Raw genomic sequence first — 23,970 nt, forward strand, 5'->3', positions numbered from 1 at the left:
CCCCCAGCACTCGCGAGCTCGTGCCGGGGCCCTGCGAGGGGGCCGTTCCAGGCGCTCGCCAGGGGCCGGTTCCAGTACCTCACCGACGGCCGGTTCGGAGCGTCTGCTCCGGGCCGGCCGTCGGCGTCCGGCGCTCAGCTCCCGGCGAAGCGGGTGACGAAGCGGGCCTGGCCGCGGGTCTCGATCGCGTGCGGCCGGTAGTGGCTGCGCACGTAGGCCACGGCCCGCGCGGGCGGCAGGCCGTCGAGGACCGCCAGGCAGGCCAGCGCCGTCCCGGTGCGCCCCAACCCGCCGGCGCACGCCACCTCCACCCGCTCGGCCCCCGCCCGCTCCAGCACCTCGCGCAGGGCGTCGCGCAGATCGGTGGGGCTGGAGGGCAGCCGGAAGTCCGGCCAGCGCACCCACCGCGTCTCCCACGGCACCGGGCAGGGCGCCCGGCCGAGCAGGTACACGCCGAACTGGGGGTCCGGGCCGTCGGGCACCGGCCGGCGCAGCCCACGCCCGCGCACCCGGCGCCCCGACGGCAGCTCCAGCACACCCGGTTCGGTCACGGCCCAGGGCTCCACACCGGCACCGTAGGCCGTCCGCCCGCCCTCGGGAACGGGTACCGCACCGGTGCGCTCCGGGCATGCGGCAGGGTGGGCGCCGTGAGGCACACCGTGCACGTCCCCATGCGCTGGTCGGACATGGACGCCTACCAGCACATCAACAACGTCGCCTTCCTCGGCTACTTCGAGATGGCCCGCGTCAACCTGTTCTTCGAGCAGCCCACCCACGACGAGCGGACCGGCCTGCGGCGCGGGCTCGTCGTCGCCTCCCACGAGATCGCCTACAAGCGGTCGGTCGTCTACGACCGGGACCCCCTGGAGGTGCAGGTGTGGGCCTCCGGCGTCCGGGCGGCCGCCTTCACCTGCCACTACGAGCTGTTCGACCACGGGCAGCTCGCCGTCACCGGCAGCACCCTGCTCGTGCCGTTCGACTTCGCCCTGAACCGGCCGCGCCGGCTCACCGCGGACGAGAAGGAGTTCCTCGCCCGCTGGGCCGACGAGCCGGCCGAGGGTCCCGGCGGGCGGTAGCGCTCTGCCCACCGGGACGGGGCAGAGCGCGAGCGTAGCCGGACCGGGTGATTGGGTCAGCCGGCGACGTGGCGCGGGACCGGCCGGTCGGCTCCGGTCGGCGCGCCCCGCCGAGCCGCCTCCTCCTCGGTCACCGGCCGGACGACGGCGCCCTCGGCGATCACCGCGCCGCCGAAGACCGCGGCGTTGATGCCGCCGCGGTGCACCATCGCCTTGACCAGCTTCAGCCCGGTCAGCCGCTCCAGGTGCGTGCAGGGTGGGCAGCGCTTCATCCCGAACAGCAGCGCGTCGCCCACCGCGAACCAGCGGCCCACCAGCGAGGGCAGGTCGACGCCGGTGGTGACCAGGTTGCGCCGGGTGTCCGCGGTCGAGAAGCTGCCACCCGCCTCGGCGGCGACCGCGGCGACGTCGTCCCGGTCGATCAGGGTCAGCTGCTTCTCCAGGTCCGGGTACCGCGCCCACGTCCCGCCGCCGAGCGCGTAGCGGTCGCCCTCGAGCCCCACCCCCGGGAGCAGGCGTGCCGACGGCAACCGGCGCAGCGGGGCCGCCGCCTCGTGCGTCGACCAGATCTCCAGCAGCGAACCAGCATCCATCGCGGACCTCCGGGCTCAGGCGCCGGCGGGGGAGCGGTGCCCCCGGGCGGGCGGGACGTCGTCGGCACCGCGGGCGTCGAGCGCCTCGCTGACCGTGTGCGCCATCTGCAGCAGCTGCACGAGCAGCGGGGTCACCGTCGTCCGGATGCCGCGGATCCCGCGGGCCGAACCCCCGCGCGCGGCCTGCGCCTCCCGGATGCGCTCGGCCCGCTCGGCCAGCACCGGGATGAACCGCAGCGCCATCGAGACCACCAGCCCGATCCGCGCCGGCCGGACGCCCAGCACGCGCAGCGGCGCGCACAGCCGCTCGATGACGGCGACCATCTCCGTCACCCGCGTCGTCGCCGTGACGACGGCGGCGGCCAGCACGAGCGCGAGCAGGCGCAGCACCGTCAGCGCCGCCGTCGGCACGTCGGTGAACAGCGCGTGGAACACGAAGAGGCCCGCCAGCCACCACCGGACCGTCCGCGCCTGCCGGGCCAGCGTCGCCACGGGCACCCGCGCGGCGAGCAGGCCCACGGTCAGCACCCCGACCAGCGCACCGCCGGCCACGGGGACGGTGGGCACGGCGAAGAGCAGCACCGCCAGCGCCGCGAGGGCCAGCAGCTTGCCGCCGGCCGGGACGCGGTGCACCGGGCTGCGCCGCGGCACGTAGAGCGCGAGGGTCATCGCCGCTCCATCAGCGCGCGGTAGGCGGCGATCGCCGGTCGGGGGGCGGCGTCCTCGACGACCCGGCCGCCGTCGACGACGAGCACGCGGTCGAAACCGTCGAGCAGGTCGAGCTGGTGGGTGACCACGACGACCTGCTGCTCGAGCCCGTCGATGACCCGGGCGACCCGCCGTGCGTTGACCAGGTCGAGCAGCGTCGTCGGCTCGTCGAACACGACGCGGGCGGGCCGCATGACCAGGACCCCGGCGATCGCCAGCAGCTGCTTCTGGCCGCCGGAGAGCAGGTGCGCGGGGTGGTCGGCGTGCCCGGCGAGCCCGTAGCGCGCCAGCACCTCGGCCACCCGCTCGGCCCGCTCGGCCGCCGGCACCCCCTGGTTCTCCAGCCCGTAGGCGGCGTCCTCGGCGACGGTCGGGTGCACGATCTGCGCATCGGGGTCCTGGAACACGAAGCCCACGCGGCGGCGCACCTCGCGCACGGCGGTCCGGGTGTCCAGGCCGTCGACCAGCACCTGCCCGGCCGTGGGGACCACGAGCCCGTTCAGCAGCCGGGCGAGCGTGCTCTTCCCCGAGCCGTTCGCCCCCACGACGCCGATGCGTGCCTCGGTCAGGTGCAGGTCGACGTCGGCCAGCACGGGCCGGTCACCGTAGCGGTGCGAGACCCCGCGCAGCTCGAAGCCGCGGGTGGGATCGGCGACGGCCTCGGGCCGGGGCTCCGGCCGGCGGAACCTCACCGGGCGGCGACCTCCCGCTGCGGTCGCTCGATGACCGGGTAGCTGCGGCGCACCTGGGCGGCGATCGCCGCGGCGATGAAGGCCTTGGCGGCGTCGCCCGGCAGGAACGGCAGGGCGCCGGAGACGATCGCCTCGCCCAGCGACAGGCCGGCGACGGCGGCGAGCACGGGGACACCGATCAGGTAGACGACGACCATCCCGCCGATGATGTTGAAGAGCGTCCCCCAGGCGACGTTGTACCGGGCCCAGAACCGCTCGGTCAGCCAGCCGGTGACGAACGCGGCCAGCGGCCAGCTGAACAGGTAGCCGGCGGTCGGGCCGGCGAACACGGCGAGGCCGCCCGTGCCGCTGGCCAGCAGCGGCAGGCCGATGGCGACCAGGACCAGGAACAGCAGCACGGCCAGGAAGCCGCGCCGGGCGCCCAGGACGCTGCCGGCCAGCATCACGCCGAGGGTCTGGGCGGTGATCGGCACCGGGCCGATGTTCACCGCCGGCAAGGTGCCGAGGACGGCGATGACCGCCGCGAAGAGGGCGACGTAGGCGAGGTCCCGGGTCTTCATGTCAGCTCCTGCGGTGCACCGGTGGTCAGGCGCCGCCGGCCCGGCGTCACCTGCGGCAAGGTACCCGAGCGCCGAGGGGCGCCCGGGTACCGGCCGAGGAGATCAGGCCTGCAGCCACACCGCCGCGTCGTCGGGCAGCTTCCCGTCGTCGACCGGTGCGCTGCTCAGCAGGACGCGGCCCTCGGGCAGCGGCACCGGCGCCCCCGACAGGTTGACGAAGCAGGTCAGCCCGCCGGAACGGCGGAAGGCGACGCAACGGTCGGGTGACTGCAACCACTGCAGGTCCTCGCCCCGGAACAGCGGGGACGACGCCCGCAGCGCCAGCGCAGCTCGGTACAGCGACAGCATCGAACCGTCGTCGGCCGCCTGCGCCTCGGCGGTGAGCAGTTCCCACCCCTCCGGCATGGGCAGCCAGCTCTCCGCGCCCGACGAGAAGCCGTACGAGGGCTCGCTGCCCGACCACGGCACCGGGACGCGGCAGGCGTCGCGCCCGCGCTCGGTGCCGCCCGAGCGGAACCAGATCGGGTCCTGCAGCACCGCGTCGGGCAGGTCGACGTCGGGCATGCCGAGCTCGTCGCCGTTGTACACGTACGCCGCACCGGGCAGCGCCAGCTGCAGCAGCGCGGCCGCGCGGGCGCGCCGGGTTCCGAGCTCGCCGTCGCCGTAGCGCGTGACGTGGCGGGGCCGGTCGTGGTTGGACAGCACCCAGCAGGCCGGCGCCGGGGTCCCGTCCACCGCGGCGAGGGAGTGGGTCACCGCGTCGCGCAGACCTTCGGCCGTCCAGTCGGCGGTGAGCAGCTTGAAGTTGAAGGCGAGCTGGAGCTCGTCCTCCCGGAGGTACTGGGCGAGCCGGTCGTCGTCGGAGACCCAGACCTCCCCGACCGCCATCGTGCCGGGGTACTGGTCCAGCACCGCCCGGATCCGGCGGTGCACCACGTGCACGCCGTCCTGGTCGAACCGGTGGTCACCGGGGCCGTGGTCGTCCAGCAGGCCGGTGTCGTCCATCGGCACCATGTCCGGCAGCCCGTCGGGCTTGGCCATGCCGTGCGCGACGTCGATGCGGAAGCCGTCCACCCCGCGGTCGAGCCAGAACCGCATCGTCTCCTCGAGGTCGGCGACGACCTCGGGGTTGCCGAAGTTCAGGTCCGGCTGCTCGGGGGCGAAGATGTGCAGGTACCACTGCCCGTCGGGCACCCGGGTCCACGCCGGGCCGCCGAACACCGACGGCCAGTTGTTCGGCGGCTCGCTGCCGTCGGGGCCGCGCCCGTCGCGGAACAGGTAGCGCGCCCGCTCCGGCGAGCCCGGCCCGGCGGCCAGCGCCGCCTGGAACCACTCGTGGTCGTGCGAGCTGTGGTTGGGGACCAGGTCCACGGTCACGCGGATGCCGAGCGCGTGCGCCTCGGCCAGCATCGCGTCGAACTGCGCGAGGTCGCCGAACACCGGCTCGACGTCCCGCGGGTCGGCGACGTCGTAGCCGTGGTCGGCCATGGGCGAGGGGTAGAACGGCGTGATCCACAGGGCGTCGACGCCGAGGTCGCGCAGGTACGGCAGCCGCGACCGGATGCCGGCCAGGTCGCCGACGCCGTCGCCGTTCCCGTCGGCGAAGCTCCGGATGTAGACCTGGTAGAAGACCGCGTCGCGCCACCAGTCGGCGCCGGACGTGCGGAAGGGGGGCGGCTGGAGGCTCACCGGGCTCCTCTGGATCGGTACGTGCGGGAGTGGGCGCGCCCGGACCCGGGACGGGGCGGCGCGGGGTGGGCCGGTTCGTGCGTCGTCGCTCCGAGGGCCGGCTCCGAGCGTACGGCGACGTCCTCAGCGGTTCTGCATGCTCCGCGCCGCCATCTCCAGGTAGCCCCAGAGGGTGGCGTCCTGCTCCGGCGGCAGCCCGAGGGAGTCGACGGCGTCGCGCATGTGCGTGAGCCAGGCGTCGCGCTCGACGGGGCCGATGGCGAAGGGCGCGTGCCGCATGCGCAGCCGCGGGTGCCCGCGCTGCTCGGAGTATGTGGTGGGCCCGCCCCAGTACTGCTCGAGGAAGCCGCGTAGCCGCGTCTCGGCGCCCTCCCAGTCGTCCTGGGGGTACATCGGCTGGAGCACGGGGTCGGTGCGGACGGCGGCGTAGAAGCGCTGCACCAGCCGGCGGAAGGTCTCCTCGCCGCCGACCTCGTCGTAGAAGGTCCGCGCCGACGGCAGGGACCGCCTCGACTCGCTCATGCCCCGGGTGCCTCCTCGGCCTCGACCACGGCGTCCGCCCGGTTCCGCGTCCGCCGATAGGCACTCAGCGCCGGGGCGACCGCGATCATTCCGACGGCGCCCGACAGGGCGACCACCACGGCGGGCGACAGGCCCTCCGCCGCCAGCCCGGCGGCGAGCGCGCCCAGCCCCTGCACGCCGGCCAGCCCGCTGGCCGCGACGCCGAAGGCCCGCCCGCGGTAGGCGCTGGGGACGGCCTGCACGAAGGCCACGTTGAGCGGGATCGTCCAGGCCGCGCCGAGCCCGGAGAGGAACAGCATGCCGACCAGCACCCAGAACGGCACCGCGCCCGGCCCGGCGACCGCCGCGACGAGGCCGCCGACGAGCACCGGCGCGAGTGAGACCAGCACCAGCGGGACGACGAGCCGCTCCCGCCGCGCCGGGGCGACGAGGCGGGCGATCACCAGCCCGCCGATCGTGACGCCCAGCGGGTTGGCCGCCAGCAGCACGCCGACCGCCGTCGCCCCCTGACCCAGCGAGTCGACCAGCGGCGCGGCGATGCCCTCGGAGGCGTAGACGAACCCGGTCGTCACCCACAGGACGGCGACGATCGCCAGGAGCCGGGGGCTGCGCCGGATGAAGCGCAGCCCCGCGGCGGTGTCCCGCCAGAGCGAGCCGGGTTCCCCGCCGCCCTCGGTGACCGGCGCCGGACGCGGCCGCAGCCGGGCCCACAGCCAGACGGCGGAGACGACGAAGGTGGCCGAGTCGACGAGCAGGGCCGCGGACGGGTTGAGGACGGCGACGAGCGCGCCACCGGCCAGGAACCCGGCCACCTGCGCCAGCTGCAGGGTGATGCCGGTGAGCGAGGTGGCCACGGCGTAGCGGTCGCCGTCGAGCACGTCGGCCATCAACGCCGACCGGGCGGACTCGAACGGTGGGGCGCACAGGCCGACCACGAACAGCAGGCCCAGCAGGACCGGCAGCGGCATGCCGGGGATCGCCATGAGCGCCACGAGCACGGCCCGCGCCGCGTCGGTGGCGATCAGCACCCGGTGGCGGGGCAGCCGGTCGGCGAACGCCGACAGCAGCGGCCCGCCCAGCAGCCACGGCAGGTGGCTGATGGCGAAGGTGAGCGCCGCGAGCAGCGGCGAGGAGGTGCGGTCGTAGACCAGGACGGTCAGCGCCACGCGGGCCAGCTCGTCGCCGGCCGCGGACAGCAGGTAGGTGCCGAACAGCGGACGGAACTCGCCGACGGCGAAGACCTCGCGGAAGGTCGCCTGCCGGACGGCGGCGCCGTCGGCCGGGCCGTCCGGGGCGGCGGCGGTCACCGGGGCCCCGGACCGGCGCGGTCGACGCCCGCCTCGGCCGCGGCGGCGCGCGCTGGTCCGGTCATTACCGGAATCATCCCAGCCGCGACCCGCGGAGTGCGCACCGCGGACTGGGCGTGTCCATCCCGTTACCGCGGGCGGTCAGCCGGTCAGGCCGGTGTGCGCCGCCAGGAAGGCCAGCTGGTCGGCCGCGAGACCGACGGTGCGGCTGACCGCGCGGGCGCCGTGCCCGACCGAGGTCTCCCGGCGCAGCACGACCGGCGCCGCGGCCGAGGTCGCGTGCTGCAGCGCGGCCGCGAGCTTCCGCCCGTGCAGCGGGTCGACGCGGGTGTCGGACTCGAACGTGGTGACCAGCACCGCCGGGTACGCCGTCCCCTCGTGCACGGCGTGGTACGGCGAGTAGCCCAGCAGCCAGCCCAGCTCCACCGGGTCCTCGGCGGTGCCGTACTCGTCGTTCCAGGTGCGGCCCAGGCCGAAGCGCTCGTAGCGGACCATGTCCAGCAGCGGCGCGCTGCAGACGACGGCGGCCGCGAGGTCGGGGCGCTGCGTGAGCGTGGCGCCGACCAGGAGGCCGCCGTTCGACCCGCCCATGACCGCGAGCTGCCCGTGCGTCGTCCAGCCCTGGCCGACCAGGTGCTCCCCGGCGGCGGCGAAGTCGTCGAAGACGTTCTGCTTGCGCTCGCGCATGCCGGCGCGGTGCCACTTCTCGCCGTGCTCCGAGCCGCCGCGCAGGTTGGCCACCACCCAGACGCCGCCGGCCTCCACCCACGCCAGCGCCTGCGCCGTGTAGGCGGGGGTGAGCGAGACGTTGAAGCCGCCGTAGCCGTAGAGCACCGCCGGGCGGGGCCGGTCGGGCGCGCCGGCGGCGGAGAGGACGAACAGGTGCACCGGCGTGCCGTCCCGGCTGGTCGCGTGGGTCTCCACGACGGTCAGCGCGGGCACGTCCCCGGCGACGTCGGCGGACTCCCACGGCGCCAGGACCTCCGGCGCCGAAGCGTCCCAGCGCAGCACCGAGGGCGGCGTCGCGTAGTCGGTGTAGCCCACCCAGCCGGCGGTGCCGCCCTCGGGCGGGGCGCTCACCCCGGAGATGCTGCCCGGGCCGGGGGGCGCCACCTCGGTGATCCGGCCGCCGCCGTCCCCTGACCAGAGCGAGAGCCGGTCGGTGGCGTCCACGGCGTGCACCGCGAGCACCTGCAGCGCGCCGTCCGGCGCGTCGACCAGGGCGATGTCGGAGAGCACGGCGCCGTCCTGCTCCGGGACGACGTCGGTCCAGGCCCCGGGCGCCCAGGTGGCCGGGTCCTCGGGGTCGGCGACGGCGAGCCGCCACCGCGGGGCGTCCCGGTCGCTCATCAGCCACAGCCGGCCGTCGCGGGCGACCCACGCGGCGGTCTGGGCGTCGACGCCGCGCTGCAGCTCCCGCAGGACGCCGTCGCCGGAGAGGTCGGCCAGCCAGACGTCGTCGCGCGGGGCGGTGCCGGCCGACGCCGAGACGACCAGCCACCGGCCGTCGGCGCTGGTGCGGACGCCGTAGTAGTTGGTGGGGTCCAGCCCCTCACCGTGGACGAGCACGTCGTCGTCCGCCGGGCCGCCGACCCGGTGACGCCACACCCGGCGGTGGAACTGCTCCTCGCCGGCGGGCACCTGGCCGGGGCCGAGCCGGCGCACGTAGAACAGATCCTCCCCGCCGGGCAGCCAGCCGACGGGGGAGTAGCGGCACCGGTCGACCGGCCCGTCGAGCAGCTTCCCGGTGGCGACGTCCAGCACGTAGAGCTCCGACTCCTCGTCACCGCCGGTGCTCACCTGGTAGGCCAGCCGGTCGCCCTCCCACGACGGCGACCAAGCGTCCAGCGTCGTCGTCCCCTCCGGGTCGAGCGCCATCGGGTCGACGAGCACCCGCACCGTCCCGTCCGCCTCGCGCACCCGCAGGACGGCGTGCTCCTGGCCCGGGTCGCGGCGGGTGGAGAAGGCCCGGCCGCCGCGCCACACGGGCACCCCGACGGCGCCGGCCCGCACCAGCTCACCGAGCCGCGCGGCGAACCGGTCGCGGGCCGGCAGCGCGCCGAGCACCTCGGCCGCGAGGCGGTCCTGGGCCGCCGACCACTCCCGCGTGCGCGGGTCGGCGGGGTCCTCCAGCCAGCGGTAGGGGTCGGCGACGTGGTGGCCGTGGAGCTCCTCGACGAGGTCCAGCCGGGGGGCGTCCGGGTAGCGCATGACCGGCACGCTAGTCGTCGCGGCGGGGCCGCCCGGGGGACGGCGGGGATTTCCGGTGCGCCGACCGGGGGTTCTCGGGTCAGAATGGGGGAGCCCGCGGGTCGTGCAGCACCCGGCGGTCCGGGGCCTCCGGAGGTGATCCGTGCCGCGTTCCGCGCCCGGGTCGACGCCGGCGGGTCACCCAGGCTCGCGGCGCGACCCCGTCCCGCCGCTCGTCCCCGTGCCCTCGCCCACGACCACGGGCGCCACCCTGCTGCTCAACGCCACCTACGAACCGCTGTGCGTCGTCTCCAGCCGGCGGGCGATCGTGCTGGTGCTGGCCGAGAAGGCGGAGTCGGTCGACGTCACCGCCGACGTCTGCCACGCCGAGACGGTGAGCCTGCCCGTGCCCGTCGTCGTGCGGCTCACCCGCTACGTCCGCGTGCCCTACCCGGCGTCGGTGCCGCTGTCCCGCCGGGCGGTGTTCACCCGCGACGGGCAGACCTGCGTGTACTGCGGCGGGTCGGCGACGAGCATCGACCACGTGGTGCCGCGCAGCCGCGGCGGCACGCACACCTGGGACAACGTGGTGGCGGCCTGCCGCCGGTGCAACCACACCAAGGCCGACCGCTCGCTGGCCGAGCTCGGCTGGAAGCTGCCGCGCCCGCCCAGCACCCCCAGCGGCGCGGCCTGGCGGCTGCTCGGGCACCGCACCGTCGACCCCCGCTGGCGCGAGTGGCTGGGCGTCCCGGAGAGCGTCAGCGCCTGAAGGACCCCCAGGAAGGACCCCATGCCCCTCACCACTCGCCAGCTCGCGGTGAGCCTCCGCATGGGGCCTCAGGCCACTCGCAGGCTCGCGGCGGGCCCCTGCACGGGGGCCGCCTCGGCTCGGCGGCTCTGGGCGCTCGCCGAGCCGTTCCACGCGCTCACCTACTTCGCCGACGAGGCCCGCGCCGCCTTCGCCGGTGCGGGGCTGACGGGCTTCTGGTCCAGCTACTTCGCCGGCCGCGCCGCCCCGCTGGGCGCCGTCGGCCCGGAGGTGGTGACGGCGGTCTTCGTGAACTTCGCCCCGGCGTTCGTGGCCCGCCGCGTGCCGGCGGTGTGGGCCGAGGTGAACCCTGCCGCGGCGCTCGCGGCCCGCCTGGCCGGCGTGGACGCCGCCGTGCAACGGGTGCTGGGCGAGCGCTGGACCGGCTCCGACGAGGCGGTCGAGGCGATGCACCTCGCCGCCACCGCGGCGGCCGCCGTCGACCTGCCGGGCCGCCCGCTCGCCGCCGCGAACTCGGCGATCGAACCGCCCGCCGAGCCGCACCTGGCGCTCTGGCAGGCGCTCACCACGCTGCGCGAGCACCGCGGTGACGGGCACACCGCCGCTCTCGTGCAGCGGGGGATCGACGGCGTGCAGGCGCACGTGCTGGCCGCCGCGGCAGGGCGCTCGGACCGGGCGTGGCTGCAGAAGGCGCGCGGCTGGGACGACGCGGCCTGGGAGGCCGCGGCCGCGGCCCTGGCCGACCGCGGCTGGCTGGCCGGTGCAGCGCTCACCGCGGAGGGCCGGGCGGTGGTCGCCGGCGTCGAGGCCGACACCGACCGGCTGGCGGCCGGCCCGTGGCGGGCGCTGGGGGACGACGGCTGCGAGCGGCTGGCCGCGCTGCTGGCCCCGGTGCGCGCCGCGGTGGTCGCGGCGGGGGACTGGCCGGCCGGCAACCCGATCGGCGTCCCGGACCCGGTCAGGTGACGCGGGCGCGCTCGGTCGGGTAGGCCTCGTACGAGCGGTCCTCGAGGACGTCGCGGAACCGGGCCATCGCGTCCCACACGTCGACGAACCGCGTGTACAGCGGCGCCGGCCCCAGGCGCACCCGGTCGGGGGTGCGGAAGTCGGGCACCACACCGCGGTCGACCAGCGCCTGGGTGAGCTGCCAGGCCCGCGGGTGGGCGAAGGTGACGTGCGCGCCCCGCCGGGTGGCGTCCCGCGGCGACGCCAGCGCCACCCCGTGCGGGGCCAGCCAGGCGTCGCCGAGCGCCACCACCAGGTCGGTCATCGCCCGGGCCTTGGCGGCCAGGCGGTCGACGCCGGCCTCCGCGACCAGCGCCGCCCCCACCTCGACCGCGGCCATGCCCAGCACCGGCGGCGTCCCCGCGCCGAAGCGCTCGACGCCGTCGGCCGGCACGTACTCCGGCCCCATCTCGAACTGGTCGCGCTGCCCGAACCAGCCCTGGATCGGTGAGCGCAGCTCCGCCTGGAGGTCGCGGCGCACGTAGAGGAAGGCCGGCGACCCGGGGCCGCCGTTGAGGTACTTGTACGTGCAGCCGACGGCCAGGTCCGCGCCCGCGGCGTCCAGGTCGGCCGGGACGGCGCCGACGGCGTGCGAGAGGTCCCAGAGCACCAGGGCGCCGGCGTCGTGCACCGCCCGGGTCACCGCCGCGAGGTCGGCCAGCGCCCCGGAGCGGTAGGCGACCAGCGACAGGACGACGACGGCGACCCGCTCGTCGAGGGCGGCCGCGAGCACCGCCGGGTCGAGCCCCTCGTCGACGTCGGCCTCGATCTCGCGGACCACCATGCCCCGGTCCCGCGCGACGCCCGCGACCACGTAGCGGTCGGTGGGGAAGTCGTCGGCGGTGCACACCAGCACGTCGCGGCCCGGCCGCGCCGCCGCACCGGCGACCAGCAGCCGGTAGAGGTTCACCGTGGTCGAGTCGCCGACCAGCACCTGGCCCGGGGCGGCCCCGAGGACGCCGGCCCCGAGCTGGTCGCCGAGCCGCGTCGCCGCACCGATCCACCGCGACCACGAGCCGACCAGGCCGCGCGCCCACCCCTGCTCCACCACGCGGGTCACCGCCGCCGGCGTCGCCAGCGGCATCCGGCCCAGGGAGTTGCCGTCGAGGTAGAGCAGCCGGTCGGGGCCCTCCTCGTCGGTGCCGGCGAAGCGGCTGCGGAAGGGCGCCAGCGGATCGGCGGCGTCGAGCTGCTCGGCGTGCGCCCGGGTCGGTTCCACGGCCCCACTCTGCCCAACGGCCACCCGGCCGGCCGGCACCGCACCGTCGGTCCAGGGGCTAGCGTCGCTGCCGTGACCGCGCTGCACGACCTGACCGCCCTCGAGCAGGCCGCCGCCGTCCGCGCGAAGGAGGTGAGCGCCACCGAGCTGGTGGAGCACGCGCTGGCGCGCATCGACGCGCACGACGCCGGCCTCGGGGCGTTCCTCACCGTCACGCCGGAGCGGGCGCTGGCCCAGGCCGCCCGGGCCGAGGCGCGGGTCCGCGAGGGCGGTGAGCTGCCGCCGCTGCTCGGCGTCCCCACCGCGATCAAGGACCTGAACAACACCGCCGGCGTGCGGACGACGTTCGGCTCCGCCGCGTTCGCCGACTTCGTGCCCGCCGTCGACGACGCCGTCGTCACCCGGCTCGCCGACGCGGGGACGATCAGCGTGGGCAAGACGAACACGCCCGAGTTCGGCTTCCCCTGCTACACCGACAACGACCTCGCCGGCCCGGCCCGCTGCCCGTGGGACACCTCGCTGCTCGCCGGTGGCTCCAGCGGGGGAGCGGCCGTCGCCGTCGCCGCCGGGTTCGTGCCGTTCGCGCAGGGCAGCGACGGCGGGGGCTCGATCCGCATCCCGGCCAGCGTCAACGGCCTGTTCGGCATCAAGCCGACCCGTGGCCGGATCAGCAACGCGCCCTACGGCAGCGAGGTCACCGGCCTCGGCACCAGCGGCCCGCTGGCCCGGACCGTGCGGGACGCCGCGGCGATGCTCGACGCGATGGCCGGCGCGGAGATCGGCGACCCGTTCTGGGCGCCGCCGCTGCCGCCGGGGGAGACGTTCCTCGGCTGGGCCGACCGGGAGCCCGGACGGCTCCGCATCGGGCGGTACACCGAGTCGGCGATGCCGGGCGTGGAGCTGGAGCCCGAGGTGGCCGCGGCGTTCGAGGACGCCGGGCGGCTGCTCGAGAGCCTGGGTCACGTGGTCGAGGACGTGCCGACCGGGCTGCTCGACCCCGCGGTGCTGCCCTCCTTCGAGACGGTCTGGGCCCTGGGGGCGACCACGCTGCCGGTGCCGCCCGGGAGCGAGGAGCTGCTCAAGCCGCTGACCCGCTGGATGCAGCAGCGGGGCCTGGCGCTGTCGGCGCGGGACGCGATGCAGGCCATGTTCGCCCTGCGTGTCTTCTCCCGGCAGTTCCTGCGCGCCACCGCCGGCTACGACGTCCTGCTCGCCCCGGTGCTCACCATGACGCCTCGGCCGCTCGGCTGGTTCGCCGAGGACGGCGAGGGCGCGGCGGACTTCGAGCGGCAGAAGAGCTACGCCGCCTTCACGGCGCTGTTCAACGTCACCGGCCAGCCCGCGGTGAGCGTCCCGCTGCACTGGACCGCCGCCGGTCTTCCGGTCGGGACCATGCTGGTGGGCCGCCCCGCCGACGAGGCGACCCTGGTCTCCCTCTCGGCGCAGTTGGAGGCGGCGCGGCCCTGGGCGCACCGGCGCCCCGCCGTCTGGACCGACAGCCGATGAGGACGGCGGTGTCCCGGTAAGTTGTCGGGCGTGACCGTCGCCGAGACCCTCCTCGTCTACGCCGGCATCCCGCTGGCCTTCGTCCTCGTGCTGGCGCTGCTGACGCTGCGGCCCGGTGCCGACCGGCGTCCCCGGTACAAGCCCGGCCAGCCGTGGAACCACGCCCCGGTCTGGTACGAGCCGCACCCGGCGACCGTCGGTGGCCACGGCCCGGCTCCCAGCCACGGCCCGGCGGCCGTCCCGGGCAGCGGCACCGCGGCCCTCGGGTCGTCGATGTACCCGGAGCAGCCGGGGGAGCGGGCGCTGGACGCGAACGCCGGGGCCGGGCCCCAGGTGGCGCTCGGCACGCAGGACTCGCACCACGGCGGCGCGACGGCCGCCCGCTCCCCGCAGGCCGCAGGCCCGCTGGGCGGCGCTCGTGGGACCTGGTGACGGGCCCCGGTGACCGCTTCCCCCGTTCCGACGACCACCCCGGAGGCCGGCGATGACCCGCGCGCCTGAGCTCAACTCCCCCCGCACCGGCACCGACGTCGGCGACACGCTCCACCCGCGCACCGCGGAGGGCAAGCTCGACGAGGTCTTCAGCTTCCGGGAGCTGGCCCGCCTCGACGAGGCGCTGACCATGTCCTCCCGCGAGACCGGGCTGCGCTTCACGCTGTACGTGGGCGAGCTGGCGACGCCGACGCGCGCCACCGCCGAGCAGCTGCACGCGCGTTCCGGGGACCACCCCACCGACGCCGTGCTGATCGCCGTGTCGCCCGGCCAGCGGGTGGTCGAGGTGGTCACCGGCGCCGGGGCCGCGCGCCGGCTGCCCGACCGCGCCTGCGCCCTCGCGGTGCTCTCCATGACCAGCGCCTTCGCCAACGGCGACCTGGTCGGCGGCATCGTCAACGGCCTGCGCCAGCTCTCCGACCAGGCGGGCCACCCCGCGGGGCTGCGCCCCCACTGAGCGACGCCGACGGCGCCGCACTCCCTCGTGGGGTGCGGCGCCGTCGTGTTCCCCCAGGCCCTCGGCCGGGATCAGGGGACCTGATCCTGGAGCGTCCTCCCTCAGCGCGCACGGTGGGGGAGGACGCTCCACGGTGAGGGAGGACGGCGACGAGGGCAGTCAGTCGAGCCCGTCCGCGCGGCTCACCGGCGGCACGGTGACGTGCGAGAGGCGCCGCACCCCGCTCGGGGTGCGGCGCCTCTGCCGTGCTGCGGCCGGGCGTTACTCCGCCGCGGCGTCCCGCTCCCGGGCGCGGAGCGCGCGGGCGATGCCGTCCCGGCCCTCGAACACCAGCCGGCGCAGCGCGGGCGGCTGCTCGGCGTCGGCGAGCCAGGCGTCGGCGGCCGCGATCGTGCGCGGCTCCACGACCGGCGGGAACAGGTACTGCACCGCGTTCTTGGCGATCTCGCCGGGCCGGCGGTCCCAGACCGGGCGGATGTCGGCGAAGTAGCGCTCCACGTACCCGGCGGTGAGCTCCCGCTGGGCGGGGTGCCAGAACCCCTGCAGGACCGCCTCGTGCACGGCGTTCGGGATCGACTCGTCGGAGAAGGCCTGCTGCCAGGTCTCCTCCTTCGACTCCGCGGTCGGCCGCAGCGCCCGCGCCGTGGCCGCCCGGCGGATGCCGGTCGCGGTGGCGTCGCGCTCGGCCTCCGCGTCGATCTCGGCGTCCCCGGCCGCGCCGATCGCGACCAGCCCGTGCAGGAAGGCCCACCGCGCGTCGGCGTCGACCTCGAGCCCCTCGTGGGTGCGTGAGCCGTCGAGCAGGCCGCGGAGCGCCGCCGCGTGCTCCTCGGTGCGGGCCGCGCTGGCCAGGGTGCGCGACCACAGCAGCTGCTGGTCGCTCCCGGCCGGGGCGGCCTCGAGCGCGGCCAGCGCATGGTCGGCCAGCAGCGCCCAGCCGGTCGGTGCCCACGCCGGGTCGGCGAAGGAGGAGAGCGCGCTCTGCACCCGGGCCAGCAGCGACTGGATGACGCTGCTCTCGGTCTCGGCGCCGATCCCGCTGAGCACCAGCTGCACCCACTCGCGGGCCGGCAGCTCGGCGTCGCGGGTCATGTCCCAGGCCGCCGACCAGCAGAGCGCGCGGGGCAGCGGGTCGGGGATGTCGCCGATGCGCGAGCGCAGCGTGGCCAGCGACTTCTCGTCGAGCCGGATCTTGGCGTAGGTGAGGTCGTCGTCGTTGACCAGCACCAGGTCCGCGGCCGGGTGGCCGACCAGCTCGGCCACCTCGGTGCGCGCCCCGGCGACGTCGATCTCCACCCGGTGGCTGCGGGTCAGCCCGTCGGGGCCCTCGCTGTAGAGGCCCACGGCCAGCCGGTGGTTGCGCAGCACCGGGTGCTCGGCCACCGCCGTCTGCTCGATGGCGAAGGAGCGGTAGCGGCCGTCGTCGCTGAGCTCGAACACCGGCCGCAGCGTGTTGACCTGGCTGGTGCGCAGCCACTGGTCGGCCCACTCCGAGAGGTCGCGGCCGGAGCTCTCCGACAGCGGGCCCAGCAGGTCGGCCAGCGTGGTGTTGCCGTACTCGTGCCGGCGGAAGTAGCGCTGGACACCGGCGAGGAACTCGTCCCGCCCGACGTAGGCCACCAGCTGCTTGAGCACCGAGGCGCCCTTGGCGTAGGTGATGCCGTCGAAGTTGACCTCCACCGCGGCGACGTCGGGGATGTCGGCGGCGATCGGGTGGGTCGAGGGCAGCTGGTCCTGCGCGTAGGCCCAGGCCTTCTCGGTGTTGGCGAAGGTGGTCCACGCCGTCGTGTACTCGGTCGCCTCGGCCTGGCACAGCGTGCTGATGTAGGTGGCGAAGGACTCGTTGAGCCAGAGGTCGTCCCACCAGCGCATGGTCACCAGGTCGCCGAACCACATGTGCCCGAGCTCGTGCAGGATCGTCTCGGCGCGGCGCTCGTAGCGGGCCCGGCTCACCTTGGACCGGAAGACGTAGTCCTCCAGGAAGGTGACCGCGCCGGCGTTCTCCATGGCGCCGGCGTTGAACTCGGGCACGAACAGCTGGTCGTACTTGTCGAACGGGTACGGGTAGTCGAAGACCCGGTGGTAGAAGTCGAAGCCCTGCTTGGTCACCCGGAACAGTTCGTCGGGGTCCAGGTGCTGGGCCAGCGAGGCGCGGCAGTACAGCCCGAGCGGGATCCCCTCGTGCAGGTCGGTGACCTTCGCGTACGGCCCGGCGATCAGCGCCACCAGGTAGGTCGAGATGCGCTTGGTGGGCGCGAAGTGCACCAGCTGCGAGCCGCCCTCGCCGGCCTCGATGGTGCGGTCGCCGGTGTTGGAGACGACCTGCCAGTCGAAGGGCGCCGTCACGTGCACCGTGAAGGTGGCCTTGAGGTCGGGCTGGTCGAAGCAGGTGAACATCCGCTTGGCGTCGGCCGGCTCGAACTGCGTGTAGAGGTAGACCTGCCCGTCCTCGGGGTCGAGGAAGCGGTGCAGCCCCTCGCCGGTGTTGGAGTAGCGGCAGTCCGCCGTCACCACCAGCGTGTTCGTCTCGGCGAGGTCGGGCAGCGGCAGCCCGCCCTCCTCCGTGTAGGAGCTGACGTCGAGCTCGGTGCCGTTCAGCGTGGCGGAGTGCACCGTCTCGGCGACGAGGTCGATGAAGGTGCCCTCGCCGGGGCGGCGGCAGGTGAACTCGACGGTCGTCGTCGACCGGAAGGTGCGCTCGCCGGGGTGCCCGGCGCCGTCGGTGACGTCCAGGGAGATGTCGTAGCTGCGGACGGCCAGGAGCTCGGCGCGGGCGGCGGCGTCGGTGCGGGTCAGGTTGGGTACGGCCACCCCGGCAGTTTGTCAGGCGGTGCCGACGGCCCGCCCGCCGTCCACGGGAACAACCCCCCGGCCCGGGGACTTGGCTGACCGCAGACGGCCCGGGCACACGGCGACCCGGGCCACCGGAGCGAGGAGCAACGATGACCGAGGCAGTGCAGAGCGCGCCGGTGAAGGCCCGTGTCGACTTCTGGTTCGACCCGCTGTGCCCGTGGGCCTGGCTCACCAGCCGCTGGGTGCTCGAGGCCGCCAAGGTGCGCGACATCGACCTGCACTGGCACGTCATGTCGCTCGCGGTGCTCAACCGCGGCCGGGACCTGCCCGAGGAGTACCAGGAGATGATGGCCAAGGCGTGGGGCCCGGTGCGGGTCGCGATCGCGGCCGCGCAGCAGCACGGCGACGAGGTCCTCGGCGACCTCTACACCGCGATGGGCACGCTGCGGCACCACGAGGGCGTGGAGCTCGAGGACCTCATCGCCCCGGCCCTGGAGCGCGTCGGGCTCCCGGCGTCGCTCGCCGAGGCCGCCGGTTCGACGGAGTACGACGTCGCGCTGGAGAAGAGCCACCACGAGGGCATGGACCCCGTCGGCGAGGACGTCGGCACGCCGGTCATGCACATCGACGGCGTCGCGTTCTTCGGCCCGGTCATCAGCAGGGTGCCCACCGGTGAGGACGCCGGCAAGGCCTTCGACGGCGCCGTGCTGCTGGCCAACCTGCCCGACTTCTGGGAGCTCAAGCGCACCCGGACCTCGGACCCGGACATGAGCTCGGTCCCCGCCGACGCCCTGGAGCTCACCCGCCCCTGACGCCCCCGGGGCGTTTTGTGCACAAAGCGCCATGGCGCCCCCCTCTTTGATGTGAGTGTGATAACTCAAGGTCACCAGCACCCTTGCCGACTGACCATGTAGGTCGTCGGAAGGGACGCGGTTGACGAGGCTGCCAGGGGGTCCTGCGAAGGACCTGCCGAAGTGCACCCGGGACGGGCACGAGGACCGGCCGGTGGTGAAGGACGGGCCCTACGGGTCACCCCCTCGGCAGCGGTTTCGCTGTATCGGGCCGGTGGTGAACGAAAAGACCGGCGAGGTGCGCCGGTTCCACCGGTTCACGCCTCGGCTGCCCCGACTCATGTCTGCCGGTGGGTCCTGCGATGTCTGCGACAGCCCCCTGCACGCGCACACCGGGCCGGTCAGCTCCCGGACCTATGCCTTCCCGGTGCGGGAGGTGGCGGCCGCCTTCGTCGCGGTCGGCACCGGTGCCTCCTACGCCCGCGCCGCTGACCGCGCCCGGGTCGCGGTGGGCCGTCCGCAGCTGGGCGGGGAGCAGGGCGGCGCGCTGGTGGCCGAGTGGCTGGATCTGCTCGCCCCCGTGGTGCTCGACGCCCACGCCGAGCGGGCCTGGCCGGAGACGCTGGTGCTGGACAACACCTGGTTCATGGTGGAGAACCGTCGGACACACCGGCAGACGCTCGCCTTCCATGTCCTCGGGGCCTACGGCTACCCGGCCGGCGCACGACGCGGCCGGGTGTGGGCGCTGTCCGCCAGCCACCAGGCCACGCAGGCGAACTGGGAGGCGTTCCTGCGCACGCTCGATGTCAGCGACCCGCCGAAGCTGGTCATCACCGACGGCAACGCCGCCATCGGCAACGCCGTGCGCGCCGTCTGGCCGGCGCAACCCGGCCCGTCCCTGCCAGTGCCGTTCGTCGCCCGCTGCGAGCACCACCTGCACGTCAACGGCGTGGAGGCGATGGAGGGCGACGGCATCGGCGGCTGGGCGCACTGGCTGCGCCGCCGCCTGGACACCGCGTTCCTGCGCACCGAGGGCTGGGACGAGCTGCACGAGAAGGCCGCCGGGTTCGCCAGCACGCAGACGTGGCTCGCTGGCATCGGGGACGTGGGCGTCCAGGTCGCCCTCCGGCACCTGCTACCGGCCCACCACTCCACCGCAGCGCTGGACACCGCGCTGGGCACGGTGCGGGACTTCCTCGACTCGCGCAGCTTCGTGCTTCGCAACAAGCGCCGCACCAACCTCGCTCTCGGCCTGATCCGGCTGCACCTCAACGGTGTCGATCTGCAATCCCGCTACCACAGCCTGGTGCGCCAGCACCTCGACGCGAATGGCGGCGTCCTGCCGCCTCAGCGCGCCGGCAAGGACACCGGCGCGGGGCCGCGCACCGACCGCGCCCGCCGTGCCGTCGCGTCGCTGCGGCGCTGACTGGCGCGGTCAGCGACGAGGCCGGCGTGCTTCGTTCCGGGTCTGCAACCGGAAGAGCGCAGCGGCCGACATGAGCGAGCCGACCGCCAGCAGGAACAGCCCCAGGACGGGATTGCCGTCGGAGACCGCAGAGATCACCAGCAGCACGCAAGCCGCCAGTACTACTGGGAACGCGGCCAGGACTACCCAGGCCGCAGGGCTCTGCGGACGCTGCATGAGGGCATGCTCGTCCGCGTCGCCGCTGGTCAGCAACCGGACCGGCGGCCACCACTCGAATGGCTGACCGTGAGACGGGCCGTAGGGCGGGCGCGGTCCCGAGTTATCACACCGACATCAAAGAGGGGGCATGGCGCTATGTGTACAAAACGCCGAGAGGTGGGTGCGGCATCCTGTCGGGATGCCGCACCCCACCCGCCAGCGCATCTTCATCTCCGGCGCCAGCTCCGGCCTCGGCGAGGGCATGGCCCGCCGGTTCGCCGCGATGGGCCGCGACCTCGCCCTCTGCGCCCGCCGGGTCGACCGGCTCGAGGCGCTGCAGGCCGAGCTGCGGGCGGCGCACCCCGGCATCCGGGTCGAGGTCGCCGCGATGGACGTCGACGACCCGGCGTCGGTGGCCGCCGCCTTCACCGACCTCGCGGACCGGCTCGGCGGCTTCGACCGCGTGGTCGTCAACGCGGGCATCGGCGCGGGGAGGTCCGTGGGGGCCGGCGGGGCGGCCGGCAACCGCGCCGTCCTGCACACCAACGTGCTCGGGTCGCACGCCCAGTGCGAGGCGGCGATGGAGCTGTTCCGTCGCCAGGGCATGGGGCACCTGGTGCTGATCTCCTCGGTCGCCTCGGTGCGGGGCATGCCCGGCAGCCGCACCGCCTACGGGGCGAGCAAGGCGGCGCTGAACGCGCTGGCGGAGGGCATCCGCTCGGACGTGTACGGCTCGGGCATCACCGTCTCCGCGATCCTGCCCGGCTTCATCGAGACCGACATCAACGTCGGCCGCCGCGGCCCGCTCACCGTCGGCCTGGACAAGGGCGTCAACGCGCTGGTCGACGTCGTCGAGCGCGAGCCGGTGCGCGGTTACGTGCCGGAGTGGCCGTGGCGGCCGGTGGCGGCGCTGCTGCGCGTGCTGCCGCTCTCGGTCGTCCGCCGCCTCACCGGCTCGTGAGCGGCCGCCCGGCGGCGACGGCCATCGTCGCGGCCGGGTAGGGCCCCGGCCCGCCCTCGCGCAGCGCGGCCAGGACGGCGAGCAGCTCCTCCCGCTGGGCGCCGACGAAGTCCGCGTCGACCACCGTGCCGTGGCCGGGCACCACCGGGCCGCGGGCCAGCGCGTGCAGCCGGCCGAGCGTGGCCGGCCAGTCCGCCGGCCAGGCGTCCCCGAAGTCCGGCGGCGCCCCCTGCTCGACCAGGTCCCCGGCGAAGAGCACGGTCGCGTCGCCGGCGGTCTCCACCTCGACGACGAGGTCGTGGTCGGTGTGGCCGCGCCCGAGGTGCCGCAGCACCACCTCGCGGCCGCCGACGTCCAGCACGGCGACGTCGTCGACGAGGTGGTCCGGCGGGTCGATCGGGGTGGCCCGCAGGAGCGCGGCGTCCTCGCCGGCCAGCGTGGCGACGACGGCGGCCCGCTGCGCCTCGCCGTCGGTGCGCAGGGCCGCCGGGCAGCCGCGCGACCCCCAGACCGGCGCCGGGCGGAAGGCCGCGTTGCCGAAGCAGTGGTCGTAGTGGGCGTGGGTGTTCACGACGGTCCACGGGTGCGGCGTGACGGCGCGGACCGCCGCCACCAGGTCCGCCGCCTCGCCGAGGTGCGACCGGGTGTCGACGACGAGGCAGGCGCCCTCGCCGAGCACGAGGCCGCAGTTGAGGTCCAGCGAGCGGTGCCGGCGCACCAGGACGCCGTCGGCCACCTCCTGCCAGCCGGTGCTCACCAGCTGATCCGCATCGGCCGGCCGCGGGCGGCCACCCCGGCAACGGCGAGCGCCGTCGCCGCGTCGGGCAGGGACAGGAGGGTCACCGAGCCGTCGTCGAGCGGGGCCCCGGCCCAGGCCCCGCGCCGGCCATCCAACCCCAGCACCGCCACGCCGGGCAGCCTGTCAGACTCCCCGGCATGCGCGTCTTCATCGGCACCGACCACGCGGGCCTCGAGTTCAAGGAGCACCTCAAGCAGGCGCTGGCCGAGGCCGGTCACGAGCCGGTCGACTGCGGGGCCTTCGAGTACGACGCCCAGGACGACTACCCGCCGTTCTGCTTCGAGGTGGGGGAGCGGACGGTCGCCGAGCCGGGCACCCTCGGCGTGGTCATCGGCGGCTCGGGCAACGGCGAGCAGATGGCCGCGAACAAGGTGCCCGGCGTCCGCGCCGCGCTGGTCTGGAACACCGCGACCGCGCAGCTGGCGCGCCAGCACAACGACGCCAACGTGGTCGCCGTCGGCGCCCGCCAGCACAGCGACGAGGAGGCCACGGCCCTCGTGCTGGAGTTCCTCGGGACGCCGTTCAGCGGCGACGAGCGGCACGTCCGGCGGATCGGCCTGATCAGCGACTACGAGCGCGACCGGCACCGCCCCGCGGGCGGGCTGCCCACCCGCACGCAGCACCCCTGAGCCGCCGCGTGAGGTCGTCCTCCGCCGTAGGGCGCGAGAGGCACGCACCCGCCCACGCATGATCATGCACGGGCATGCATAATCGTTCTCGTGTCCAAGGTGCTCACCTCCCTGCCCGTCGGCGAACGCGTCGGCATCGCCTTCTCCGGTGGTCTCGACACCTCCGTAGCGGTCGCGTGGATGCGCGACAAGGGTGCGGTGCCCTGCACGTACACGGCCGACATCGGTCAGTACGACGAGCCGGACATCGCCTCGGTCCCGGGCCGGGCCACCGCCTACGGCGCGGAGATCGCCCGGCTGGTCGACGGCAAGGCCGCCCTGGTCGAGGAGGGGCTGGCGGCGCTGACCTGCGGGGCGTTCCACATCCGCTCCGGCGGTCGCAGCTACTTCAACACCACGCCGCTCGGTCGCGCGGTCACCGGCACGCTGCTGGTGCGGGCGATGCTCGAGGACGACGTCCAGATCTGGGGCGACGGCTCCACCTTCAAGGGCAACGACATCGAGCGCTTCTACCGGTACGGGCTGCTGGCCAACCCGGGGCTGCGGGTCTACAAGCCGTGGCTGGACGCCGACTTCGTCACCGAGCTCGGCGGCCGCACGGAGATGTCGGAGTGGCTGGTCGCGCACGGCCTGCCCTACCGGGACAGCGCCGAGAAGGCCTACTCCACCGACGCCAACATCTGGGGTGCGACGCACGAGGCGAAGACCCTCGAGCACCTCGACACCGGCATCGAGACCGTCGAGCCGATCATGGGCGTGCGGTTCTGGGACCCGGCGGTCGAGATCGCTCCCGAGGACGTGACCATCGGCTTCGCCCAGGGCCGGCCGGTGACGATCAACGGCGAGGAGTTCGGCTCCGCCGTCGACCTGGTGCTGGCGGCGAACGCGATCGGCGGGCGGCACGGCCTGGGCATGTCCGACCAGATCGAGAACCGCATCATCGAGGCCAAGAGCCGCGGCATCTACGAGGCACCGGGCATGGCGCTGCTGCACATCGCCTACGAGCGGCTGGTCAACGCCATCCACAACGAGGACACCCTGGCCACCTACCACTCCGAGGGGCGGCGGCTGGGCCGGCTCATGTACGAGGGCCGCTGGCTGGACCCCCAGGCGCTGATGCTGCGGGAGTCGCTGCAGCGCTGGGTCGGCATGGCCGTCACCGGCGAGGTCACCCTGCGGCTGCGGCGCGGCGAGGACTACTCGGTGCTCGACACCGCCGGCCCCGCGTTCAGCTACCACCCGGACAAGCTGTCGATGGAGCGCACGCAGGACTCGGCGTTCGGCCCGGTCGACCGCATCGGCCAGCTGACCATGCGCAACCTCGACATCGCCGACTCCCGGGCCAAGCTCGAGCAGTACGCGCGGCTCGGGATGGTCGGCGGCGCCCCGTCGCACGCGGCCATCGGGGCGGCACAGGCCGCGGCCACCGGGCTGATCGACGTCACCGAGGAGGGCGGCGCCGAGGCGATCGCCTCCCGCGGCCAGGTCCCGGCCGACGAGGAGCTGCTGGACCGGGCGGCGATGGAGGCCGGCACGGACTGAGAAAACACCCCCTGCCCCCCACCACTCGCAGGCTCGCGGCGGGCCC

General features: G+C 75.2%; 25 protein-coding genes. 11 read left to right on the plus strand and 14 right to left on the minus strand.

Features of this window, described 5'->3' with window-relative positions; all coding sequences use genetic code 11:
* Positions 1–134: 134 nt before the first annotated feature.
* Positions 135–551 carry a protein-tyrosine phosphatase family protein gene (locus E9529_RS00630; RefSeq protein ID WP_236829195.1) on the minus strand — a complete coding sequence of 139 codons (417 nt, stop codon included), beginning with the start codon at positions 549–551 and terminating at the stop codon, positions 135–137.
* Positions 552–647: 96 nt separating this feature from the next.
* On the opposite strand from E9529_RS00630, the gene E9529_RS00635 reads away from it, so the two are divergent.
* A complete protein-coding gene (locus E9529_RS00635) occupies positions 648–1,076 on the plus strand; it encodes a thioesterase family protein (RefSeq protein ID WP_236829196.1) in 429 nt (142 codons plus the stop codon).
* 56 nt (positions 1,077–1,132) lie between these two features.
* Here E9529_RS00635 and E9529_RS00640 read toward each other — a convergent pair whose 3' ends face one another.
* The 8 genes from E9529_RS00640 to E9529_RS00675 all read right to left on the minus strand — a co-directional run bounded on the left by E9529_RS00640 (position 1,133) and on the right by E9529_RS00675 (position 9,358).
* On the minus strand, positions 1,133–1,669 hold the full coding sequence (locus tag E9529_RS00640; protein WP_236829197.1) for an MOSC domain-containing protein: 537 nt from the start codon (positions 1,667–1,669) through the stop codon (positions 1,133–1,135).
* A gap of 15 nt (positions 1,670–1,684) precedes the next feature.
* Positions 1,685–2,338: an energy-coupling factor transporter transmembrane protein EcfT gene (locus tag E9529_RS00645; RefSeq protein ID WP_236829198.1), complete on the minus strand. Its 654-nt coding sequence runs from the start codon at positions 2,336–2,338 to the stop codon at positions 1,685–1,687.
* Complete coding sequence (locus tag E9529_RS00650) at positions 2,335–3,069, minus strand: energy-coupling factor ABC transporter ATP-binding protein (RefSeq protein WP_236829199.1); 735 nt, start codon at positions 3,067–3,069, stop codon at positions 2,335–2,337. Before E9529_RS00650 ends, E9529_RS00645 begins: the two co-directional genes overlap by 4 nt.
* On the minus strand, positions 3,066–3,629 hold the full coding sequence (locus tag E9529_RS00655) for a biotin transporter BioY (RefSeq protein ID WP_236829200.1): 564 nt from the start codon (positions 3,627–3,629) through the stop codon (positions 3,066–3,068). Before E9529_RS00655 ends, E9529_RS00650 begins: the two co-directional genes overlap by 4 nt.
* Before the next feature lie 102 nt (positions 3,630–3,731).
* Positions 3,732–5,318, minus strand: coding sequence for a glycoside hydrolase family 13 protein (locus E9529_RS00660; protein ID WP_236829201.1), 1,587 nt, complete (start codon positions 5,316–5,318; stop codon positions 3,732–3,734).
* A 123-nt stretch (positions 5,319–5,441) separates the two neighbouring features.
* Complete coding sequence (locus E9529_RS00665) at positions 5,442–5,840, minus strand: globin (RefSeq protein WP_236829202.1); 399 nt, start codon at positions 5,838–5,840, stop codon at positions 5,442–5,444.
* Complete coding sequence (locus E9529_RS00670) at positions 5,837–7,147, minus strand: MFS transporter (protein ID WP_236829203.1); 1,311 nt, start codon at positions 7,145–7,147, stop codon at positions 5,837–5,839. The genes E9529_RS00665 and E9529_RS00670 overlap by 4 nt, the downstream gene beginning before the upstream one ends.
* A gap of 141 nt (positions 7,148–7,288) precedes the next feature.
* Positions 7,289–9,358 carry a prolyl oligopeptidase family protein gene (locus E9529_RS00675; RefSeq protein ID WP_236829204.1) on the minus strand — a complete coding sequence of 690 codons (2,070 nt, stop codon included), beginning with the start codon at positions 9,356–9,358 and terminating at the stop codon, positions 7,289–7,291.
* Positions 9,359–9,578: 220 nt separating this feature from the next.
* Here E9529_RS00675 and E9529_RS00680 point away from each other — a divergent pair, with 220 nt between their 5' ends.
* The gene (locus E9529_RS00680) at positions 9,579–10,106 is read left to right on the plus strand and encodes an HNH endonuclease (protein ID WP_236825210.1); all 528 of its coding nucleotides are present in this window, start codon (positions 9,579–9,581) and stop codon (positions 10,104–10,106) included.
* A gap of 21 nt (positions 10,107–10,127) precedes the next feature.
* Positions 10,128–11,072: a hypothetical protein gene (locus E9529_RS00685; protein WP_236829205.1), complete on the plus strand. Its 945-nt coding sequence runs from the start codon at positions 10,128–10,130 to the stop codon at positions 11,070–11,072.
* Here E9529_RS00685 and kynU read toward each other — a convergent pair.
* Entirely contained in the window at positions 11,065–12,330 is a 1,266-nt protein-coding gene (gene kynU, locus E9529_RS00690) for a kynureninase (RefSeq protein WP_236829206.1), read from the minus strand. The genes E9529_RS00685 and kynU overlap by 8 nt on opposite strands.
* A gap of 72 nt (positions 12,331–12,402) precedes the next feature.
* Between kynU and E9529_RS00695 the strand changes: the two genes are divergently transcribed.
* Genes E9529_RS00695 through E9529_RS00705 form a run of 3 tightly spaced genes read left to right on the plus strand, consistent with a single transcriptional unit; the run spans position 12,403 to position 14,785 of the window.
* Positions 12,403–13,836, plus strand: coding sequence for an amidase (locus tag E9529_RS00695; protein ID WP_236829207.1), 1,434 nt, complete (start codon positions 12,403–12,405; stop codon positions 13,834–13,836).
* Between the two features lie 30 nt (positions 13,837–13,866).
* Positions 13,867–14,268 (plus strand): hypothetical protein, encoded by a 402-nt coding sequence (locus tag E9529_RS00700; RefSeq protein WP_236829208.1) that lies wholly within the window; start codon positions 13,867–13,869, stop codon positions 14,266–14,268.
* A gap of 52 nt (positions 14,269–14,320) precedes the next feature.
* Positions 14,321–14,785 carry a DUF5130 family protein gene (locus tag E9529_RS00705; protein WP_236829209.1) on the plus strand — a complete coding sequence of 155 codons (465 nt, stop codon included), beginning with the start codon at positions 14,321–14,323 and terminating at the stop codon, positions 14,783–14,785.
* 261 nt (positions 14,786–15,046) lie between these two features.
* Here the strand turns inward: E9529_RS00705 and pepN are convergent, their stop codons facing one another.
* On the minus strand, positions 15,047–17,596 hold the full coding sequence (gene pepN / locus E9529_RS00710) for an aminopeptidase N (protein WP_236829210.1): 2,550 nt from the start codon (positions 17,594–17,596) through the stop codon (positions 15,047–15,049).
* 131 nt (positions 17,597–17,727) lie between these two features.
* Between pepN and E9529_RS00715 the strand changes: the two genes are divergently transcribed.
* Both E9529_RS00715 and E9529_RS00720 read left to right on the plus strand, forming a co-directional pair.
* Positions 17,728–18,390 carry a DsbA family protein gene (locus E9529_RS00715; protein WP_236829211.1) on the plus strand — a complete coding sequence of 221 codons (663 nt, stop codon included), beginning with the start codon at positions 17,728–17,730 and terminating at the stop codon, positions 18,388–18,390.
* A 256-nt stretch (positions 18,391–18,646) separates the two neighbouring features.
* A complete protein-coding gene (locus E9529_RS00720) occupies positions 18,647–19,795 on the plus strand; it encodes a hypothetical protein (protein WP_236829212.1) in 1,149 nt (382 codons plus the stop codon).
* Positions 19,796–19,804: 9 nt separating this feature from the next.
* Here the strand turns inward: E9529_RS00720 and E9529_RS00725 are convergent, their stop codons facing one another.
* Entirely contained in the window at positions 19,805–20,011 is a 207-nt protein-coding gene (locus E9529_RS00725) for a hypothetical protein (RefSeq protein ID WP_236829213.1), read from the minus strand.
* A 181-nt stretch (positions 20,012–20,192) separates the two neighbouring features.
* On the opposite strand from E9529_RS00725, the gene E9529_RS00730 reads away from it, so the two are divergent.
* Entirely contained in the window at positions 20,193–20,954 is a 762-nt protein-coding gene (locus tag E9529_RS00730; protein ID WP_236829214.1) for an SDR family oxidoreductase, read from the plus strand.
* Here the strand turns inward: E9529_RS00730 and E9529_RS00735 are convergent.
* Positions 20,941–21,711, minus strand: coding sequence for an MBL fold metallo-hydrolase (locus tag E9529_RS00735; RefSeq protein ID WP_236829215.1), 771 nt, complete (start codon positions 21,709–21,711; stop codon positions 20,941–20,943). The genes E9529_RS00730 and E9529_RS00735 overlap by 14 nt on opposite strands.
* Positions 21,708–21,863: a hypothetical protein gene (locus E9529_RS00740; RefSeq protein ID WP_236829216.1), complete on the minus strand. Its 156-nt coding sequence runs from the start codon at positions 21,861–21,863 to the stop codon at positions 21,708–21,710. The genes E9529_RS00735 and E9529_RS00740 overlap by 4 nt, the downstream gene beginning before the upstream one ends.
* Positions 21,864–21,890: 27 nt before the next feature.
* On the opposite strand from E9529_RS00740, the gene E9529_RS00745 reads away from it, so the two are divergent.
* Both E9529_RS00745 and argG read left to right on the plus strand, forming a co-directional pair.
* Positions 21,891–22,382 carry a ribose-5-phosphate isomerase gene (locus E9529_RS00745; protein WP_236829217.1) on the plus strand — a complete coding sequence of 164 codons (492 nt, stop codon included), beginning with the start codon at positions 21,891–21,893 and terminating at the stop codon, positions 22,380–22,382.
* A 90-nt stretch (positions 22,383–22,472) separates the two neighbouring features.
* Positions 22,473–23,924 (plus strand): argininosuccinate synthase, encoded by a 1,452-nt coding sequence (gene argG / locus E9529_RS00750; protein ID WP_236825199.1) that lies wholly within the window; start codon positions 22,473–22,475, stop codon positions 23,922–23,924.
* The last annotated feature ends 46 nt before the right edge of the window (positions 23,925–23,970 follow it).

This window comes from Blastococcus sp. KM273128, assembly GCF_021698975.1.
GTDB lineage: Bacteria > Actinomycetota > Actinomycetes > Mycobacteriales > Geodermatophilaceae > Blastococcus.

Excerpts from the sequence above, each read along its gene's own strand:
- E9529_RS00730 (WP_236829214.1), top strand. The coding sequence starts at position 20,193 with ATGCCGCACCCCACCCGCCAGCGCATCTTCATCTCCGGCGCCAGCTCC.
- E9529_RS00655 (WP_236829200.1), bottom strand. The coding sequence starts at position 3,629 with ATGAAGACCCGGGACCTCGCCTACGTCGCCCTCTTCGCGGCGGTCATC.
- E9529_RS00715 (WP_236829211.1), top strand. The coding sequence starts at position 17,728 with ATGACCGAGGCAGTGCAGAGCGCGCCGGTGAAGGCCCGTGTCGACTTC.
- E9529_RS00745 (WP_236829217.1), top strand. The coding sequence starts at position 21,891 with ATGCGCGTCTTCATCGGCACCGACCACGCGGGCCTCGAGTTCAAGGAG.
- E9529_RS00725 (WP_236829213.1), bottom strand. The coding sequence starts at position 20,011 with ATGCAGCGTCCGCAGAGCCCTGCGGCCTGGGTAGTCCTGGCCGCGTTC.
- E9529_RS00665 (WP_236829202.1), bottom strand. The coding sequence starts at position 5,840 with ATGAGCGAGTCGAGGCGGTCCCTGCCGTCGGCGCGGACCTTCTACGAC.
- E9529_RS00645 (WP_236829198.1), bottom strand. The coding sequence starts at position 2,338 with ATGACCCTCGCGCTCTACGTGCCGCGGCGCAGCCCGGTGCACCGCGTC.
- E9529_RS00705 (WP_236829209.1), top strand. The coding sequence starts at position 14,321 with ATGACCCGCGCGCCTGAGCTCAACTCCCCCCGCACCGGCACCGACGTC.
- E9529_RS00675 (WP_236829204.1), bottom strand. The coding sequence starts at position 9,358 with ATGCGCTACCCGGACGCCCCCCGGCTGGACCTCGTCGAGGAGCTCCAC.
- E9529_RS00640 (WP_236829197.1), bottom strand. The coding sequence starts at position 1,669 with ATGGATGCTGGTTCGCTGCTGGAGATCTGGTCGACGCACGAGGCGGCG.
- E9529_RS00685 (WP_236829205.1), top strand. The coding sequence starts at position 10,128 with ATGCCCCTCACCACTCGCCAGCTCGCGGTGAGCCTCCGCATGGGGCCT.